Source organism: Caballeronia calidae, assembly GCF_900044055.2.
GTDB lineage: Bacteria > Pseudomonadota > Gammaproteobacteria > Burkholderiales > Burkholderiaceae > Caballeronia > Caballeronia calidae.
Genome location: NZ_FCOX02000036.1, coordinates 52,056 through 67,350, shown reverse-complemented (window position 1 = coordinate 67,350; position 15,295 = coordinate 52,056). Strand labels below are relative to the sequence as shown.

Sequence of the window (15,295 nt, the reverse complement as noted above, 5' to 3'; positions counted from 1 at the left end):
GCCGCGGCCGAGCACTGCCGTGACGGTGGACCTTTGGGTAACTGAACTAACTGGATATCGCCGCGCCGAAAGGTTTCTTTAGGCGTTCGGCGCGCGCCGCGCCCCTCGACGCGAGCCCGCCCGGCGCCGCGCGGCGTCCGCGCCTGTTCCCTGGGCCGGCGTCCTCTCTCAATCTCTGGACCGGAGCACACATGCAGACACGCAATATCGGCACATCGGACCTGAAAGTCGCGCCGCTCGTCTTCGGCGGCAACGTGTTCGGCTGGACCGCCGACGAACGCACGTCGTTCTCGATCCTCGACGCGTTCGTCGACCACGGCCTCGATTTCATCGACACCGCCGACGTCTATTCCGCCTGGGTCGACGGCCATCGGGGCGGCGAATCGGAGACGATCATCGGCAAGTGGTTCAGGGAGAGCGGCAAGCGCCACCAGGTGGTGCTCGCGACGAAGGTCGGCAAGCTGAGCACGCGCGCGGGCCTGAACGCGGCGAACATCGCGGCGGCCGTGGACGATTCGCTGCGGCGGCTCAAGACCGATTACATCGACGTCTACTTCTCCCATTACGACGATGACAACACGCCGCTCGACGAAACGCTCGACGCGTATCAGAAGCTCATCAAGGCGGGGAAGGTGAGAGTGATCGGCGCGTCGAACTACACGGGCGAGCGGCTCGAAGAAGCATTGAAGGTCGCGAAGGATTCGGGCTTGCCCGCGTATCAAATCCTTCAGCCCGAATACAACCTCTACGACCGCGAAGGCTACGAGACCGGTCTCGAGCCGGTGGCCGAACAGCACAAAATCGCGGTCGTGCCGTACTACGGGCTCGCGAGCGGGTTTCTGTCGGGCAAGTACCGGTCGAAGGCGGACACGCAGCACAAGGCGCGCGGCTCGCGCGTCGAAAAGTATCTGACTCCGCGCGGCTTCAGGATTCTCGACGCACTCGACGAAGTGGCCAAGCGCAACGAAACCACGCCCGCGACGGTCGCGCTCGCGTGGATGATCGCTCGGCCGAGCGTGACGGCGCCGATCGCGAGCGCGACATCGGTGAAGCAACTCGAAAGCCTCGCCGCCGCGACGCGTCTTAAGCTTGCCGCCGAAGACATCGAACTGCTCGACGAAGCCAGCGACTGGGATCAGTGAAGGCAGAAATAAATCTGTTGCATCAATGGGTTGGGCAGCCCGGAGTGGTTGGCAGGGGCGCGGTGTTCTGGTAACATCGCGCCCGAATCGAGAAATGTGCCCGATTTCCTGCCTTCGCCGCTGAAAAAAGCAACGTCAATACAACGTTAATGAGCAGCGGCGAACGGCTCCGAAACGCGCCTTCGTGTGGTTCTTTCGAAAGCGCATGCCGCTTCCGCGGTTGAATCTCAACGCTCTCTTTTCCGGCCTCCGTGGCCGCTTTGCTCGTGTCCGCCGCTCATTCACGTTTCGGCGGACGATCGGAGTGCCGGGGCGCGGCGGCTTTTATCGTCGCGCGCTTAGAAATACGTTTAGCAAAACAGGATTTACATGACCACTATCGTCCTCAAAGAAAACGAGCCGTTCGATGTCGCGATTCGGCGTTTCCGCCGCACCATCGAGCGCAATGGCCTGATCGCCGAACTGCGCGAGCGCCAGTCGTACGAAAAGCCGACCACCGAGCGCAAGCGCAAGAAGGCAGCCGCTGTCGCGCGTCTGCGCAAGCGCCTGCGCAGCCAGATGCTGCCGAAGAAGATGCACTGAGCATCCTGTTCGGGCGAGGTTCGCATCCTTGCCCTGAATGGCAAAACGGCGGTGCGACCCGTAAGGGCGCACCGCCGTTTCGTTTGTGGCTCCGCTTCGAGCCGACGCGCTCAGACGAACGCGTGACGCTTGCCGAGCGCCGCGAGCAGTTGCGGCCACTCTTCGACATCGGCGTAGTCGTGAACTTCCTCGAGCTCGATCAGCAGATCGACGATGCCCGGGTCGTACGCGTTCACGTTCGATGCGTAAAGCGCCCGCAGCAACTTGCCGTCCTGCGCATGCCGATAGTAGGAAATGCCGACGCCTTCGAGATCGGGATCGTACAGCGCGTCGCTCACGAGCGAGCCGATCGCGCACTTGCGGCCTTCGGGACTTCGCAGCCGGCACGAACCGTTGTCGTCTTCCGAAACCGCGCGCTGCGCCAGTAAATGCGTGCTGACGCGCTCGTAGATCTCTTTCGCGTTCAACATCGTGATAGGGCTCAACATCACAGCACCCGCAATATCAATCAAGCAGCCGTTTTCAGAAGCTCGGCGGACAGCCCGAACTGACGCGCGATCGACGTGAGCCGTTCGCGCCATTCCCATTTGCCGAAGACGTCATGCACGTTCTGCAGGCACGAGAGCAATTCGACGGTATTCGGATCGAACACGTTGATGCGCGAACGCAGAAGCGCGCGCCTGAGCGCCGCGACGCCGACATCCATGTAGGTTGGAATCTGTTCGGGCGGCTTCGCGATATAGCGGATGGGCACGCCTTCCATCGCGGTGACATAGTCGCGCGGCTTGATGAAGCTGCCGACGGGGCAGCCGCCGCAGTATCCGCGATAGGCGCCGCCGCCACGCGGCAGCAACGCCGCTTGCCCTTGTACGAAGAGATGCTGTACTGCGCTGTTGAAAATCTCCTGATGGGTCAGGAAGTTCAAGCTTTTCATGATCTTCTCCCCTGCGCCCCTGCGCAGCGGCCATGCGTTGGAAATTCGAGAACCTGCACTTGCTGCACCGGAGCGGCGCCGCCGTTGCGAATGTGGCGCAACCTGAATCGACGCTTTGCCGCCCGGACACTGCTTCGAGCACGACGGGTTTCCCGGCCTGGGTCTGCGGTCTCGCAGCGCCCTGTTGTGCTCGCGTCGGATTTCTACACTCAGTGAACGATCCGCACACCGTCAGTTATAACGGTTCGGTCCGGTAAAAAGGTGCGCCAGCGCACGCGAGGACGCCATTTTTACACGGGCCGCACGTTCGTGCAGTGCGGAAAACCCGGCTGAGAGCCTTGTAACTGGCGGCTGTCGGCGTGCTTCACTGCAAAAAAAACCGCTTCTATCGGGATTTACCCTTGGTTGCCGGCTTTGCGCTCAAGAACGTTGCCAAAAAGCAAAAATCCCCCTCATTCGGATGGCTTCAATGTGAGGATTTGGCAACGGTTTTGCGTTTTGTCTTAGCTTTTGCTCGCGACAGGCAGGCGGCGGCGTGGTCGTTGACCATGCCGGTTGCCTGCATGAAGGCGTAGCAAATGGTCGTGCCGACGAACTTGCAGCCGTACTTCTTGAGCGCCTTGCTCAGCGCATCGGATTCGGGCGTCGACGCGGGCGTCGGACTATTCGCGTCGCGCGGGGTATCGATGGGCGCATCGCCGACGAACGACCAGACGAAGCTCGCAAGCGAGCCGTGCTCCTGCTGGATTTGCTGCACGGCGCGCGCATTGAGCACGGCGGACGCGACCTTCGCCCGATTGCGGACGATGCGCGCGTCCAGCACGATCCGCTCGATATCCTTGTCGGTGAAGCGCGCGACCTTGTCGATGTCGAAGTCTGCGAAGAGCGCGCGATAGCCTTCGCGCTTGTTGAGGATCGTCGACCAGGAAAGGCCGGCCTGCGCGCCTTCCAGCACCAGCATCTCGAACAGATGCCGGTCGTCGCGCGACGGCACGCCCCATTCATCGTCGTGGTACCGGATCATCGCGTCGGTGGTGGCCCACGCGCAGCGGGTTTGTTCGGTGTCTGCCATTGCGAGTCCTCATTATTTTGAATCGCGTCAGCATAGCGGAACGCCCGCGTCGTGCCATCTATGCCATTCGGCCAATTGGCGGGCGCCGCGGGCACCGGTAAGCTTGCGCCCATGAATACATTCTCTGACTCCGCACCTCAAGGTTTTCTGCTCGGTGTCGACGGCGGCGGAAGCGGCACACGCGTGATCCTCGTGGACGCGCACGGCATGGAACTCGCGCGCGCGAGCGGCGGACCATCGGGGCTCGGGCTCGGCGTCGAGCGCGCGTGGCAATCCATCGGCGATACATGCCGGCGCGCATTCGATGCCGCCGCGCTGCCTTTCGACTGGCGCAACTGCTCGCTCGGCTGCGGGCTCGCGGGCGTCAACAACGCCGACTGGCTCGCGGCTTTTCTCGCGACGGCGCCCGGGGTGCGCGCACTGAGCGTCGAGAGCGATGCCTACACCACGGTGCTCGGCGCGCACGGCGGTGACCCCGGCGTGATCGTCGCGCTGGGCACGGGCAGCATCGCGGCGTCGCTGGACGAGGCGGGCGTTTGCCGCATCGCGGGCGGCTACGGTTTCCCGAGCGGCGACGAAGCCAGCGGCGCGTGGCTCGGCTTGCGCGCCGTCGTTCATCTGCAGCGCGTGCTGGACGGCCGCGCGCCGGAAGACGGCTGGTCCCGGGCGATGCTCGCGCAAACCGGCGCGACGGATCGCGACAGTCTCGTCGTGTGGCTCTGCGCCGCGAATCAGACGGCTTACGCGACGCTCGCGCCCACGGTGTTCGCGTTCCACGATCATCCGGTCGCCTCGCGCCTGCTCAAGCGCGCCGGGCTCGAAATAGAGCGGCTGGTCGCGGCGCTCGATCCCGCGGGCGCGCTGCCCATTGCGCTGTGCGGCGGCCTTGCGGTGCCTTACGAGCCGTTCGTGCCGGCCGCGTTGCGCGAACGCGTGCGGGCGCCGCACGCCGATTCGGCAGCGGGCGCGCTCGAGCTGGCGCGTCGCGCGGCGTGCGCGTCGAAGGCCATCGGCGGCGCGGCGCGATAAAATACCGTCCTTTGCGGCACCACAAAGGCAGTCATGTACTCGGTCATCGCCACTGATCTCGACGGTACGCTCCTCAACAGCGACCACCAGCTCGATCCCTTCACCGCCGAAACCGTGCGCACACTGGCGGCGCGCGGCGTCCCCATCATCATCGCGACGGGCCGTCATTATTGCGATGTCGCCGGCATCCGCGATCTGCTCGGCGTCGACGCCTATCTGATCACGTCGAACGGCGCGCGCGTCCATGCGCCCGGCGACGAACGCATCTACTCGCGCGACCTCGATCCCGCCGCCGCGCGCCGTCTGGTGCAGCCGGATCTCGCGGGCAGCGAGCGCGTCATCGTCAATCTCTTCGCCGACGACGCCTGGCTCATCGATCGCCACGCGCCCGAACTGCTGGTCTTTCACCAGGATTCGGGCTTCAAGTACGAGGTGATGGATCTGCGCGAACATGACGGCGAGAACATCGCGAAAGTACTGTATATCGGCGAGCCGGCCGATCTGAAGGAAACCGCCGCCAATCTCGAGCGCGAGTTCGGCGACTCGCTCTACGTCACGTATTCGCTGCCGGACTGTCTGGAAGTGATGACGTCGGATGTCTCGAAGGGGCGGGCGCTGCGCTTCGTGCTGGAGCGGCTCGAGCTCGACACCGCGCAGTGCGTCGCGTTCGGCGACAACATGAACGACATCGATCTGCTCGAAACCGCCGGGCATCCGTTCATGATGAACAACGCCAATCCCGATCTCATCAAGCGTCTGCCGAACGTGCCGCGCGTCGGGAACAACTTCGAGGCGGGCGTCGCGCATCAGTTGCGCAAGCTGTTCGGCATTCGCGACGAACTGGCATCGACGGGACAGACGCCCGACTGAGCGTCCGTCGCGGGGTGCCGCCGGGGTTCGTCGGCGGCACTTGTTCCTTATCCGCGATGACCCCAGTTGTTGCCGTAGTTGCCGTAGCCGCCGTGGTTCCAGCCCGCGCGGTTCCAGCGGCCGTTATCGTGGCCGTAGCCGCCGTGCCAGCGCGGCGCTTCATGGCGATAGTACGGCGCCCTGTACGCCGGGACCGCCGGGCGCACGTACACCGGAGCCGGGGCCACATAAGCGGGCGCGCCGAGCGAAACGCCGATGTGCAGATCGCTGTGGGCCTGAGCCGCTCCGACGGCACCGATCACGAGGCCGGTCGCGACGAGCATTTGGGTGACGATGCGCTTCATTGTGTTTCTCCTTTAAGGCGACGTGTGTCGCATGAGTCCAATGTAAGCGCCCGCCGTCTTACACGCTTCGACGACTTGTTACGGTGTGCAAGGGCGGCGTAAGGCACGGAGAAAGCCAATGCCGCTCGGCGCGATCGCCGGAAGCCTTGTCCGGCGGCCCTCACGCGCGATGCCGGTTTTCTATCGAATCGGTGTCGCGACAATTCATAAGCATTCTGCGTAATCCGGCATTACATTTGTCGCGCGCTTTTAATCATTCGGCCGCGGGCAGTGGCGCAAAAACAAAACGGGCGCATGACGCGCCCGTTTTGCTTACCGCCGATGCCTCCGCCGACGCTTACTTCTGACGCGTCAACGACGGATAAAGCAAGCCCGCGATAATCGCGCCGACGATCGGCGCAATCCAGAACAGCCACAGCTGATCGAGCGCCCAGCCGCCGACGAAGAACGCCTGGCTCGTCGAGCGCGCCGGATTCACCGACGTATTGGTGACCGGAATCGAGATCAGGTGGATGAGCGTCAGGCACAGGCCGATCGCGAGCGGCGCGAAGCCCTTCGGCGCGCGGTCATCGGTGGCGCCGAGGATCACGAACAGGAAGAAGAAGGTCATCGCAACTTCGCAGACCAGGGCCGCCATCATCGAGAAGTGACCCGGCGAATGTTCGCCGAAGCCGTTCGCGGCGAAACCGCTCGACGCGAAATCGAAGTTCGGGTTGCCCGTCGCGATCAGATAGATGATCCATGCGCCGAGCGTCGCGCCGATCACCTGAGCGGCGATATACGGCACGAGATCGCGGATCGGGAAGCGGCCAGCGGTCGCGAGACCGATGCTCACGGCCGGGTTGAGGTGGCAGCCGGACACGTGACCGATGGCATAGGCCATGGTCAGCACGGTGAGACCGAACGCCAGCGACACACCGGCGAAGCCGATGCCGAGTTGAGGGAAGGCCGCGGCGAGCACGGCGCTTCCGCAGCCGCCCAGCACGAGCCAGAAAGTACCGAAAAGTTCAGCGCCGAGACGCTTCGACAAATGCATGAGTCTGCATTCGTGAAAGAGAGATAAACCATTGATTTCAGGACAAGAACGCGGGGTGCGCTTGCGCAGCGGAGTTTAAGCGCGGTGCGTCTCGCGAACTGTCAAAAATGGTTGATTTGCTCTTGATTCACGGGCAGCGGAGAGAAGTTCGGATTGTCCTCAAAGAAATCGCTCAGCGAGCGCGCAAAAAAATGCCGCCCGATATTGGGGCGGCATTGTGTACAGCGTGAATCGGGCGTTCGTGAGCGCGCTTAGCCCACCGCGACCTGACGCAGCACCGGGCGTTTCGCGGCCTGGAGCATGGCGGCGTAGCTCTCGACATAGTTCTGGGCCATCGTCTGCGCGCTGAACCGGCGCTCGAACTGCGCGCGGATTTCCGTGCGCGACAGTTCATCCAGACGTTGCAGCGCGCCCACCGCACCCTGCACGTCCTCGCAGATGAAGCCGGTGACGCCGTGGTCGATCACTTCCGGCACCGAGCCGCGGTTGAACGCGATCACCGGCGTGCCGCACGCCATCGCCTCGATCATCACCAGGCCGAACGGCTCGTTCCAGTCGATCGGGAAGAGAAGTGCCTTCGCGCCCGACAGAAACTCCGGCTTCTGCGCCTCGTTGATCTCGCCGATGAATTCGACGTGCGCCTGCGAGAGCAGCGGCTCGATCGTCGACTTGAAGTATTCCTGGTCGACCTTGTCCACCTTGGCGGCGATCTTCAGCGGCAGACCGCTTTGCGCAGCGATCTTGATGGCGAGATCGGCGCGTTTCTCCGGACAGATGCGGCCGAGGAACGCCAGATATTCCGGCTTCTTATGCGGTTGCGGCGTGAGCAACTCGTTCGGCAGGCCGTGATACACGGTGTTCAGCCAGTTCGCCTGCGGCAGCGGTCCGCGCTGGTTGTCCGAAATCGAAACGACGTTCGCCTTCGTGAACGTGTCGAAGATCGGCTGCAGTTCCGGCAGGTCGAGACGGCCGTGCAGCGTCGTCACGAACGGCGTGTCCATCTGCGTGAACAGCGGGAACGGCATGTAATCGAGGTGGAAGTGCAGCACGTCGAACTCGTGCGCGCGCTGGCGGACGGTTTCGAGCAGCAGCATGTGCGGCGCGAGCGCATCGCGCACGGTCGGGTCGAGACGCAGCGCGCGCGGCCACACCGCTTCGAGCGTCGCCTTGGTTTGCGAATCGCCGCTTGCGAACAAGGTTACATCGTGGCCGAGCTCGACGAGCGCGTCGGTGAGATAGGACACCACGCGTTCAGTGCCGCCGTAAAACTTCGGAGGAACTGCTTCGTGCAACGGTGCAATTTGTGCAATTCGCATAACGTGACTCTCCTATGTCGATCGAAGCTGGCGCTTTCGCTCCTGACTCCGATCCCATGCCTGTCGAGGCGGAAGGTTGAGGCATTGCAGGTACGCTCCGGTCGAGCGCTCAACATGCCATTCGGGCGGGCCGCGTAGTCGTGAAACGCCGCCCGAGATCGGCCCGGAGATGAAGAAACATCGCGACCGGGTTATCCCTTAATGCCCATTATCGGGATCGGCGGCGGCATTTCACTTCATTTTTCAATCGCTTATCGTTGTTACAGCGCGAAACATGTGCTGTTACGAAGTCAGAAATTGCACCGAAGAGGATGATGTAGACGGATTTGAAGCATGGCAGCGGGCCGTGAGTCGTTTCAGCAATTTGCAGACCCGGCTTCGGATGCGGCGCGTTCTACGCCCGCCGCCCGGTCAGGCTTGAAAATCTTCAGTAAGCCATTAAGTCAGACGAATTGCTGCCGATATCCAAAATTGCAGATCGGCTGCCGAAACGCGCCGGCCTGTAGGAAATATTCCTACACGAAGATTCGCGAAACTCCGTCGCTGCGTCGGAAGCTTTGTCCGACAGGCGCGGCCGCGCGCATCGGCGACAATCGAATCGACCAGACAACACGGGCGGGGCCGGATTCGCTGTCCTTTGCGAATTCGAGCAAACGTTCCCGCCGGGCCTGACCAGCCACGTATCGATTCGGGGAAACAGATGACGGCCAGCAATCCGAGCGCGCTCGCGGAGATCCGCGAGGTGAATCTTTCGTACTTGCTCCTCGCGCAGCGGCTCCTGCAGGAAGACCGCGTTTCGGCGATGTACCGCCTCGGCCTTTCCGAGCAGGTCGCACAGGTGCTGTCCTCGCTGACGCTCGCGCAGGTGGTGAAAGTGGCGTCGTCGAGCCATTTGCTGTGCCGCTTTCGTTTCGACGACCACGCGATCCTGTCGTCGCTCGCCGACAAGGACAAGAGCGCGGCGCTCGCGCACGCCCACGCGGCGATCCTGCTGGCGGACAGTCCCGTCGAGCAGATCGGCTAAGGCGCCCGGCACGCCGATGGCGACGAAAAGTGTGGTCGCGGAAGTCCGCGAGATCACCCTGGCGATCGAGCTGATCGAGCTCGGCGCGCGCCTGCAGTTGCTCGAAGCGGAAACGAGCCTGTCGCGCGACCGGCTCATCAAGCTCTACAAGGAACTGAAAGGCGCGTCGCCGCCCAAGGGCATGCTGCCGTTCTCGACTGACTGGTTCATGACCTGGCAGCCGAACATCCATTCGTCGCTGTTTCACGGCATCTACCGTTTCATCGACGAGCACGGCGGCGCCGACGGCTCGCAAAGCACGATCCACGCGATCGTGAAAAGCTACCGCCTCTATCTCGAGCACGCGGCGCTTCACGGCGACGAACCCGTGCTTTCCCTCACGCGCGCGTGGACGCTCGTGCGCTACTTCGAGTCCGGCATGCTGCAGACGAACACGTGCACGCGCTGCGGCGGGCGCTTCGTGGCGCATGCGTATGACCTGCGCGCGGGCTACGTCTGCGGCCTGTGCCAGCCGCCGTCGCGCGCGGGCAAGACGCGCAAGTCGGCGCCCCGAAGCGCGACGGAGCACGCCCCGCGCATCGCGGCCTGACGCCGCACCCCAGTCGCCACGCGGGGTTTACCGTTTGCCGTCCCGCGGAATCAACCTCAAAGTTTTTCAGCCGAGTGCCGTAAACCACTTAACGGCGGTCTTACCGCATCAAAACGTGAGGACTCGACTGTGCTGATTTTCGTTGGAACGCTCGTGACATTGCTGTCCGTCTTCGGCGGTTATGCGCTCGAAGGCGGCCATCTTGGCGCGCTCGTGCAGCCGGTCGAAATTCTGATGATCGCGGGCGCGGGCGTCGGCGCATTCATCCTCGGCAACAACGTCAAGACGATCAAGGCGACCATTCTCGTCATTCCGACGCTCTTCAAGGGCGCGAAATACGACAAGGGCATGTACATGGAGCTGATGGGCCTGCTCTACGTGCTGCTCGCGAAGGCGCGCAAGGAAGGCACGCTCGCGCTCGAAGCGGATATCGAAGATCCCGCGAAGAGCCCGGTCTTCAGCCAGTACCCGAAGATTCTCGCGGATCACCACATCGTCGAATTCCTGACGGATTATCTGCGCCTCATGGTCAGCGGCAACATGAATGCGTTCGAGATCGAAAGCCTCATGGACGAGGAGATCGAGACGCATCACGTCGAAGGCGAAGCGCCCGCGCACGCGCTGTCGAAGGTCGGCGACGCGATGCCCGCGTTCGGTATCGTCGCGGCGGTGATGGGCGTTGTGCACACGATGGCTTCCGCCGATCAGCCGCCCGCGATTCTCGGCGAGATGATCGCGCAGGCGCTCGTCGGCACCTTCCTCGGCATTCTCCTTTCCTATGGCTTCATCGGGCCGCTCGCGAACGTCGCGGAGCAGCGCGTCGCGGAACAGACCAAGATGTTTCAGTGCATCAAGGTGACGATCCTCGCGAGCCTGAACGGCTACGCGCCCGCGATCGCGGTGGAATTCGGCCGCAAGGTGCTGTTCTCGACGGAGCGTCCGTCGTTCTCCGAACTCGAAGAACACGTGCGCCGGGTCAAGGCGAAGTGACTTCCGCATCGATCGAGACACAGCCATGAGCAACGAAAGCGGGCGCCCGATATTCATCAAGCGCGTCGTCGGAAAGGGCGCCAAGGGTCATCACGGCGGCGCGTGGAAGCTCGCCTACGCGGACTTCATGACCGCGATGATGGCGTTCTTCCTGCTGATGTGGTTGCTCTCGTCGACGTCGCCGGTGCAGCGGCGCGGCATCGCGGAGTATTTCAACATGCCGCTCAAGGCCGCGATGGTCGGCGGCAAGTCCGTCGGCATGGACAACAGCATCATCATCGGCGGCGGGCGCGATATCTCCAGCAACGAAGCGGGCGCCGCGCGCCGGACCAACGGCAGCACGCAGCTCGCGCAGCGCGCGTCTTCCGATACGGACGAGGAACTGCTCAAGTCCGCGCAAGGCGAGCTCGAGCGGCGCGAGCAGGTGCGTCTGCACGATCTGCAAGTCAAGCTGATGGCCGCGATCGAAGCCAATCCGACGCTGCGCCAGTTCAGGCAGCAGATTCGCATCGAATCGACGCAGCAGGGCTTGCGCATCGAGATCGTCGATACGCAAAAGCGCCCGATGTTCGCGCTGTCCAGCAATACGGTGCAGCCGTACATGCGCGACATCCTGCGCGAGATCGGCAAGAGCCTGAACGACGTGCCGAACCGCATCGTCGTGCAAGGACACACCGACGCCGTGAAGTACGCGGGCGGCGAGAAGGGCTACAGCAACTGGGAGCTGTCGGCGGACCGCGCGAACGCATCGCGGCGCGAGCTGGTAGCGGGCGGCATGGACGAAGCGAAGGTGCTGCGCGTGCTCGGCCTCGCGTCGACGCAAAACCTGAACAGGCAGGACCCGCTCGATCCGGAGAACCGGCGCATCAGCGTGATCGTGCTCAACCGGAAAGCGGAGATGTCGATGCTGCGCGACGACGGCTCGCCCGGCGCCACGCTCGACAACGGCACGGACGCGAACGGCGCGCCATCGGCGGCGCTCGGCCAGCTGATTCCGGGCATCGCCCCCAGGTCCGCCGCGCACTGAGCAAGTTCCCCGAAAAACACGCGCAACACGCTCAAGAGTCGGCACGTTTCGACCGTCATCACGGCAAGAGACAAACATGATCAAACACATTCTGGCAATCGACGATTCCGCCGCCATGCGGCAAATCCTCTCGGCGACGCTCACGACGGCGGGGTACGAAGTGACCGTCGCGTCGGACGGCGACGAAGGCCTGGAGTGGGCGCTCGCCGAGCGCTTCGATCTCGTTCTGACCGATCAGCACATGCCGGGCAGAAGCGGGCTCGATCTGATCGTGGCGCTGCGCGGGAACCCCGCATACAAGGCGACGCCGATTCTCGTGCTGACGACCGAGGACGGCGAGCCGTTCAAGAATGCGGCGCGCTCGGCGGGCGCGACGGGCTGGATCGAGAAGCCGCTCGATCCGGACCTGCTGACCGAGCTGGTCGCCGCGCTCTCGGAAGACACGCAGCACTGAAGCCACAAGCAAAAGACAACCCGCGCACGCACGCGCCGATGGTGACTCAAGCATGACACTCGACATTACCCAGTTCTATCAAACCTTCTTCGACGAAGCGGATGAACTGCTCGCGCAGATGGAGCAGCTGCTGCTCGTTCTGGACATCGGGAATCCGGACCCGGAAGATCTCGCGGCGATCTTCCGCGCGGCGCACTCGATCAAGGGCGGCGCGGCGACGTTCGGCTTCACGGCGCTGACCGAAACGACGCACATCCTCGAATCGCTGCTGGATCGCGCGCGCAACAACGAGCTCGTCCTGCGCCGCGACATGATCGACACCTTCCTCGCGACGAAGGACGTGCTCTCCGATCAGCTCGCCGCGTATCGCGCGAGCACGGAGCCGGATTCGGCCGCTGCCGCCGCGATCTGCGCGAAGCTGGAGCGCCTGAAGAACGAGAACGCCGAAGGCGCCGCGCCCGGCCGGATCGAGCCGCCCGCGCTGCCGGGCACGCAACACGATGCGGCGCACGTGAATGTCGCGCCGGCGTACGAAGGCCCGAACGCGCCGCCCGCGCATGTGCTCGCGCAGGCGATGGACGCGATCGAGGACGACGGCAACTGGGACGGCGCATTCGAACTCGCCGATGGAACGCATGCAGGAACCGCCGCCGATGCAATGCCGGGACACACCGGCGCGCCGGCGGCGGAAGTTGGACCCCACCTGAAAATTACGCTACGGGGGGTGGGCGAGAAGGACCTGGCGACTCTGATCGAGGAACTGGGAAATCTGGGAAGCATCGTCGGAGAAAAGAAGACGGACGCCGAGTACGTGGTTTGGCTCGACTCGGACGTCCCGGCCGACGATATCGTCGCCGTGTGCTGCTTCGTGATCGATGAAACGCAGATCACGATCGGCCGTGGCGATGTTGCGGCGCAATCCGCGCAATCCATGCAGGCGCAGCCGGCGACGGCTGTGCAACCCACGCTACACGAAGAGCCGAAGCAATCGCGGGCGAATGAAGCGCCCGCATCCGCGGCCGGCATCGACGCAGTACAACAAGAAGCGGTGCCGGCGGCGGCGAGTTTGCACAACGCGCCCGCCGCCCAGCCGTCCAAGGCAGCATCGGGCGACGCCGACAAGAAAGCGCGCCCGCAGGCGGCCGCATCGGCGGAAGGCAGCTCGATTCGCGTCGGTGTGGAAAAGGTCGATCAGCTCATCAATCTGGTGGGCGAGCTCGTCATCACGCAGGCGATGCTCGCGGAAACCACGAGCACGTTCGATCCCGCATTGCACGACCGTCTTTTCAACGGCATGGCGCAGCTCGAGCGCAACGCGCGCGACCTGCAAGAGGCCGTCATGTCCATCCGCATGATGCCGATGGATTACGTATTCAGCCGCTTCCCGCGTCTCGTGCGCGACATTGCCGGCAAGCTCGGCAAGGACGTGGAGCTCGTCACGTTCGGTCAGGCGACCGAGCTCGACAAGAGCCTGATCGAGCGCATCATCGATCCGCTCACGCACCTCGTGCGCAACTCGCTCGATCATGGCATCGAAACCGTGGAAGCGCGCCGCGCGGCGGGCAAATCGACGACCGGCCAGCTCGTGCTGTCGGCGGCGCATCACGGCGGCAACATCGTGATCGAAGTGAGCGACGACGGCGCCGGCCTGCGCCGCGACAAGATTCTCGCGAAGGCGCAGAAGCAGGGCATGCAGGTATCCGATTCGATGAGCGATGAAGAAGTCTGGCAGCTCATCTTCATGCCGGGCTTCTCGACCGCCGAGCAAGTCACCGATATTTCCGGCCGCGGCGTCGGCATGGACGTGGTGAAGCGCAACATCCAGTCGATGGGCGGTCACGTCGAAATCATGTCGCGTCAGGGCGCGGGCACGACGACGAAGATCGTGCTGCCGCTCACGCTCGCGATCCTCGACGGCATGTCGGTCAAGGTCGGCAACGAGATCTTCATTCTGCCGCTGAACTTCGTGATGGAGTCGCTGCAGCCGGTGGCCGAAGACATCTACACGGTCGCGAACGGTGAGCGCGTCGTGCGCGTGCGCGGCGAATATCTGCCGCTCGTCGCGCTGCACGGCGTGTTCGATGTCGAAGGCGCACGCACCGATCCGACGCAGGGCATCGTCACGATCATGCAGACGGAAGGACGCCGCTTCGCGATGTTGATCGACGAGCTCGTCGGCCAGCAGCAGGTCGTCGTGAAGAACCTCGAAACGAATTACCGCAAGGTGCACGGCATTTCCGCCGCGACCATCCTGGGCGACGGCAGTGTCGCGCTCATCGTCGACGTGGCCGCGCTCAACCGCGAATCGCGCGCACAGCACGGCGCGCACTCTCACTGATACCGAAGGAGCCTTTCATGGCAGACGTTCAATCGATTCATACCGCTGCGCCTTCGCGACGTGACGCGCAGCAAGCCGAAGCCGCCGGACAGGAGTTTCTGGTGTTCACGCTCGGCGCCGAGGAATACGGCATCGACATTCTGAAGGTGCAGGAAATTCGCGGCTACGACAACGTTACACGCATCGCGAATGCGCCTGCGTTCATCAAGGGCGTGATCAATCTGCGCGGCATCATCGTGCCGATCGTCGATATGCGCATCAAGTTCAATCTCGGCCGCGTCGAGTACGACAACCAGACGGTCGTGATCATCCTGAACGTCGCGCATCGCGTGGTCGGCATGGTGGTCGATGGCGTGTCGGACGTGCTCACGCTCACGCAAGAGCAGGTGATGCCCGCGCCCGAATTCGGCGGCACGCTCGCGACCGAGTATCTGACGGGCCTCGGCACGGTCGACGGCCGCATGCTGATCCTGATGGACATCGAAAAGCTCATGACGAGCCGCGAGATGGAGTTGATCGACTCCGTCGCCGCATAAAGCAAACAAGCA

18 protein-coding genes are annotated in these 15,295 nt (G+C 63.5%); 12 read left to right on the top strand and 6 right to left on the bottom strand.

All coding sequences use genetic code 11. The features are described from left to right. Positions 1 to 191: 191 nt before the first annotated feature. Together AWB78_RS27460 and rpsU are read left to right on the top strand one after the other, a co-directional pair. Positions 192 to 1,142, top strand: coding sequence for an aldo/keto reductase (locus AWB78_RS27460; RefSeq protein WP_062609156.1), 951 nt, complete (start codon positions 192 to 194; stop codon positions 1,140 to 1,142). A 369-nt stretch (positions 1,143 to 1,511) separates the two neighbouring features. Next, a complete protein-coding gene (gene rpsU / locus AWB78_RS27455) occupies positions 1,512 to 1,724 on the top strand; it encodes a 30S ribosomal protein S21 (protein ID WP_008351904.1) in 213 nt (70 codons plus the stop codon). 110 nt (positions 1,725 to 1,834) lie between these two features. Here the strand turns inward: rpsU and AWB78_RS27450 are convergent, their stop codons facing one another. The 3 genes from AWB78_RS27450 to AWB78_RS27440 all read right to left on the bottom strand — a co-directional run bounded on the left by AWB78_RS27450 (position 1,835) and on the right by AWB78_RS27440 (position 3,730). Continuing rightward, a complete protein-coding gene (locus AWB78_RS27450; protein ID WP_062609205.1) occupies positions 1,835 to 2,194 on the bottom strand; it encodes a phospholipase D-like domain-containing protein in 360 nt (119 codons plus the stop codon). Positions 2,195 to 2,232: 38 nt separating this feature from the next. Next, a complete protein-coding gene (locus AWB78_RS27445; protein WP_062609154.1) occupies positions 2,233 to 2,658 on the bottom strand; it encodes a hypothetical protein in 426 nt (141 codons plus the stop codon). Positions 2,659 to 3,124: 466 nt separating this feature from the next. After that, positions 3,125 to 3,730 carry a DNA-3-methyladenine glycosylase I gene (locus tag AWB78_RS27440; protein ID WP_062609152.1) on the bottom strand — a complete coding sequence of 202 codons (606 nt, stop codon included), beginning with the start codon at positions 3,728 to 3,730 and terminating at the stop codon, positions 3,125 to 3,127. A 111-nt stretch (positions 3,731 to 3,841) separates the two neighbouring features. On the opposite strand from AWB78_RS27440, the gene AWB78_RS27435 reads away from it, so the two are divergent. Together AWB78_RS27435 and AWB78_RS27430 are read left to right on the top strand one after the other, a co-directional pair. After that, positions 3,842 to 4,759, top strand: a complete 918-nt coding sequence (locus AWB78_RS27435; protein WP_062609203.1) for a glucosamine kinase nucleotide-binding domain-containing protein — start codon at positions 3,842 to 3,844, stop codon at positions 4,757 to 4,759. Positions 4,760 to 4,792: 33 nt separating this feature from the next. Next, complete coding sequence (locus AWB78_RS27430) at positions 4,793 to 5,629, top strand: Cof-type HAD-IIB family hydrolase (protein WP_062609150.1); 837 nt, start codon at positions 4,793 to 4,795, stop codon at positions 5,627 to 5,629. 47 nt (positions 5,630 to 5,676) lie between these two features. Here the strand turns inward: AWB78_RS27430 and AWB78_RS27425 are convergent, their stop codons facing one another. From AWB78_RS27425 to AWB78_RS27415, 3 genes are all read right to left on the bottom strand, one after another. Further along, positions 5,677 to 5,973: a hypothetical protein gene (locus tag AWB78_RS27425; protein WP_062609148.1), complete on the bottom strand. Its 297-nt coding sequence runs from the start codon at positions 5,971 to 5,973 to the stop codon at positions 5,677 to 5,679. A gap of 337 nt (positions 5,974 to 6,310) precedes the next feature. After that, entirely contained in the window at positions 6,311 to 7,009 is a 699-nt protein-coding gene (aqpZ, locus tag AWB78_RS27420) for an aquaporin Z (RefSeq protein WP_062609145.1), read from the bottom strand. 251 nt (positions 7,010 to 7,260) lie between these two features. Next, positions 7,261 to 8,325 carry a glycosyltransferase family 4 protein gene (locus tag AWB78_RS27415; protein ID WP_062609143.1) on the bottom strand — a complete coding sequence of 355 codons (1,065 nt, stop codon included), beginning with the start codon at positions 8,323 to 8,325 and terminating at the stop codon, positions 7,261 to 7,263. Positions 8,326 to 8,658: 333 nt separating this feature from the next. On the opposite strand from AWB78_RS27415, the gene AWB78_RS46760 reads away from it, so the two are divergent. From AWB78_RS46760 to cheW, 8 genes are all read left to right on the top strand, one after another. Further along, on the top strand, positions 8,659 to 8,997 hold the full coding sequence (locus tag AWB78_RS46760) for a hypothetical protein (protein ID WP_157697631.1): 339 nt from the start codon (positions 8,659 to 8,661) through the stop codon (positions 8,995 to 8,997). 28 nt (positions 8,998 to 9,025) lie between these two features. Beyond that, on the top strand, positions 9,026 to 9,349 hold the full coding sequence (flhD, locus tag AWB78_RS27410) for a flagellar transcriptional regulator FlhD (RefSeq protein ID WP_062609141.1): 324 nt from the start codon (positions 9,026 to 9,028) through the stop codon (positions 9,347 to 9,349). Positions 9,350 to 9,365: 16 nt separating this feature from the next. After that, positions 9,366 to 9,938 (top strand): flagellar transcriptional regulator FlhC, encoded by a 573-nt coding sequence (gene flhC, locus AWB78_RS27405; RefSeq protein ID WP_062609138.1) that lies wholly within the window; start codon positions 9,366 to 9,368, stop codon positions 9,936 to 9,938. Positions 9,939 to 10,067: 129 nt separating this feature from the next. Beyond that, entirely contained in the window at positions 10,068 to 10,928 is an 861-nt protein-coding gene (motA, locus tag AWB78_RS27400) for a flagellar motor stator protein MotA (protein ID WP_062609136.1), read from the top strand. A gap of 25 nt (positions 10,929 to 10,953) precedes the next feature. Further along, positions 10,954 to 11,955 carry a flagellar motor protein MotB gene (gene motB / locus AWB78_RS27395; RefSeq protein WP_062609133.1) on the top strand — a complete coding sequence of 334 codons (1,002 nt, stop codon included), beginning with the start codon at positions 10,954 to 10,956 and terminating at the stop codon, positions 11,953 to 11,955. Positions 11,956 to 12,031: 76 nt separating this feature from the next. Then, the gene (locus AWB78_RS27390) at positions 12,032 to 12,409 is read left to right on the top strand and encodes a response regulator (RefSeq protein WP_062609131.1); all 378 of its coding nucleotides are present in this window, start codon (positions 12,032 to 12,034) and stop codon (positions 12,407 to 12,409) included. Positions 12,410 to 12,461: 52 nt separating this feature from the next. Further along, complete coding sequence (gene cheA / locus AWB78_RS27385; protein WP_062609129.1) at positions 12,462 to 14,747, top strand: chemotaxis protein CheA; 2,286 nt, start codon at positions 12,462 to 12,464, stop codon at positions 14,745 to 14,747. Between the two features lie 17 nt (positions 14,748 to 14,764). Next, positions 14,765 to 15,283 (top strand): chemotaxis protein CheW, encoded by a 519-nt coding sequence (cheW, locus tag AWB78_RS27380; protein ID WP_062609127.1) that lies wholly within the window; start codon positions 14,765 to 14,767, stop codon positions 15,281 to 15,283. The last annotated feature ends 12 nt before the right edge of the window (positions 15,284 to 15,295 follow it).

Excerpts from the sequence above, each read along its gene's own strand:
- AWB78_RS27460 (WP_062609156.1), top strand. The coding sequence starts at position 192 with ATGCAGACACGCAATATCGGCACATCGGACCTGAAAGTCGCGCCGCTC.
- rpsU (WP_008351904.1), top strand. The coding sequence starts at position 1,512 with ATGACCACTATCGTCCTCAAAGAAAACGAGCCGTTCGATGTCGCGATT.
- AWB78_RS27450 (WP_062609205.1), bottom strand. The coding sequence starts at position 2,194 with ATGTTGAACGCGAAAGAGATCTACGAGCGCGTCAGCACGCATTTACTG.
- AWB78_RS27445 (WP_062609154.1), bottom strand. The coding sequence starts at position 2,658 with ATGAAAAGCTTGAACTTCCTGACCCATCAGGAGATTTTCAACAGCGCA.
- AWB78_RS27440 (WP_062609152.1), bottom strand. The coding sequence starts at position 3,730 with ATGGCAGACACCGAACAAACCCGCTGCGCGTGGGCCACCACCGACGCG.
- AWB78_RS27435 (WP_062609203.1), top strand. The coding sequence starts at position 3,842 with ATGAATACATTCTCTGACTCCGCACCTCAAGGTTTTCTGCTCGGTGTC.
- AWB78_RS27430 (WP_062609150.1), top strand. The coding sequence starts at position 4,793 with ATGTACTCGGTCATCGCCACTGATCTCGACGGTACGCTCCTCAACAGC.
- AWB78_RS27425 (WP_062609148.1), bottom strand. The coding sequence starts at position 5,973 with ATGAAGCGCATCGTCACCCAAATGCTCGTCGCGACCGGCCTCGTGATC.
- aqpZ (WP_062609145.1), bottom strand. The coding sequence starts at position 7,009 with ATGCATTTGTCGAAGCGTCTCGGCGCTGAACTTTTCGGTACTTTCTGG.
- AWB78_RS27415 (WP_062609143.1), bottom strand. The coding sequence starts at position 8,325 with ATGCGAATTGCACAAATTGCACCGTTGCACGAAGCAGTTCCTCCGAAG.
- AWB78_RS46760 (WP_157697631.1), top strand. The coding sequence starts at position 8,659 with ATGGCAGCGGGCCGTGAGTCGTTTCAGCAATTTGCAGACCCGGCTTCG.
- flhD (WP_062609141.1), top strand. The coding sequence starts at position 9,026 with ATGACGGCCAGCAATCCGAGCGCGCTCGCGGAGATCCGCGAGGTGAAT.
- flhC (WP_062609138.1), top strand. The coding sequence starts at position 9,366 with ATGGCGACGAAAAGTGTGGTCGCGGAAGTCCGCGAGATCACCCTGGCG.
- motB (WP_062609133.1), top strand. The coding sequence starts at position 10,954 with ATGAGCAACGAAAGCGGGCGCCCGATATTCATCAAGCGCGTCGTCGGA.
- AWB78_RS27390 (WP_062609131.1), top strand. The coding sequence starts at position 12,032 with ATGATCAAACACATTCTGGCAATCGACGATTCCGCCGCCATGCGGCAA.
- cheA (WP_062609129.1), top strand. The coding sequence starts at position 12,462 with ATGACACTCGACATTACCCAGTTCTATCAAACCTTCTTCGACGAAGCG.
- cheW (WP_062609127.1), top strand. The coding sequence starts at position 14,765 with ATGGCAGACGTTCAATCGATTCATACCGCTGCGCCTTCGCGACGTGAC.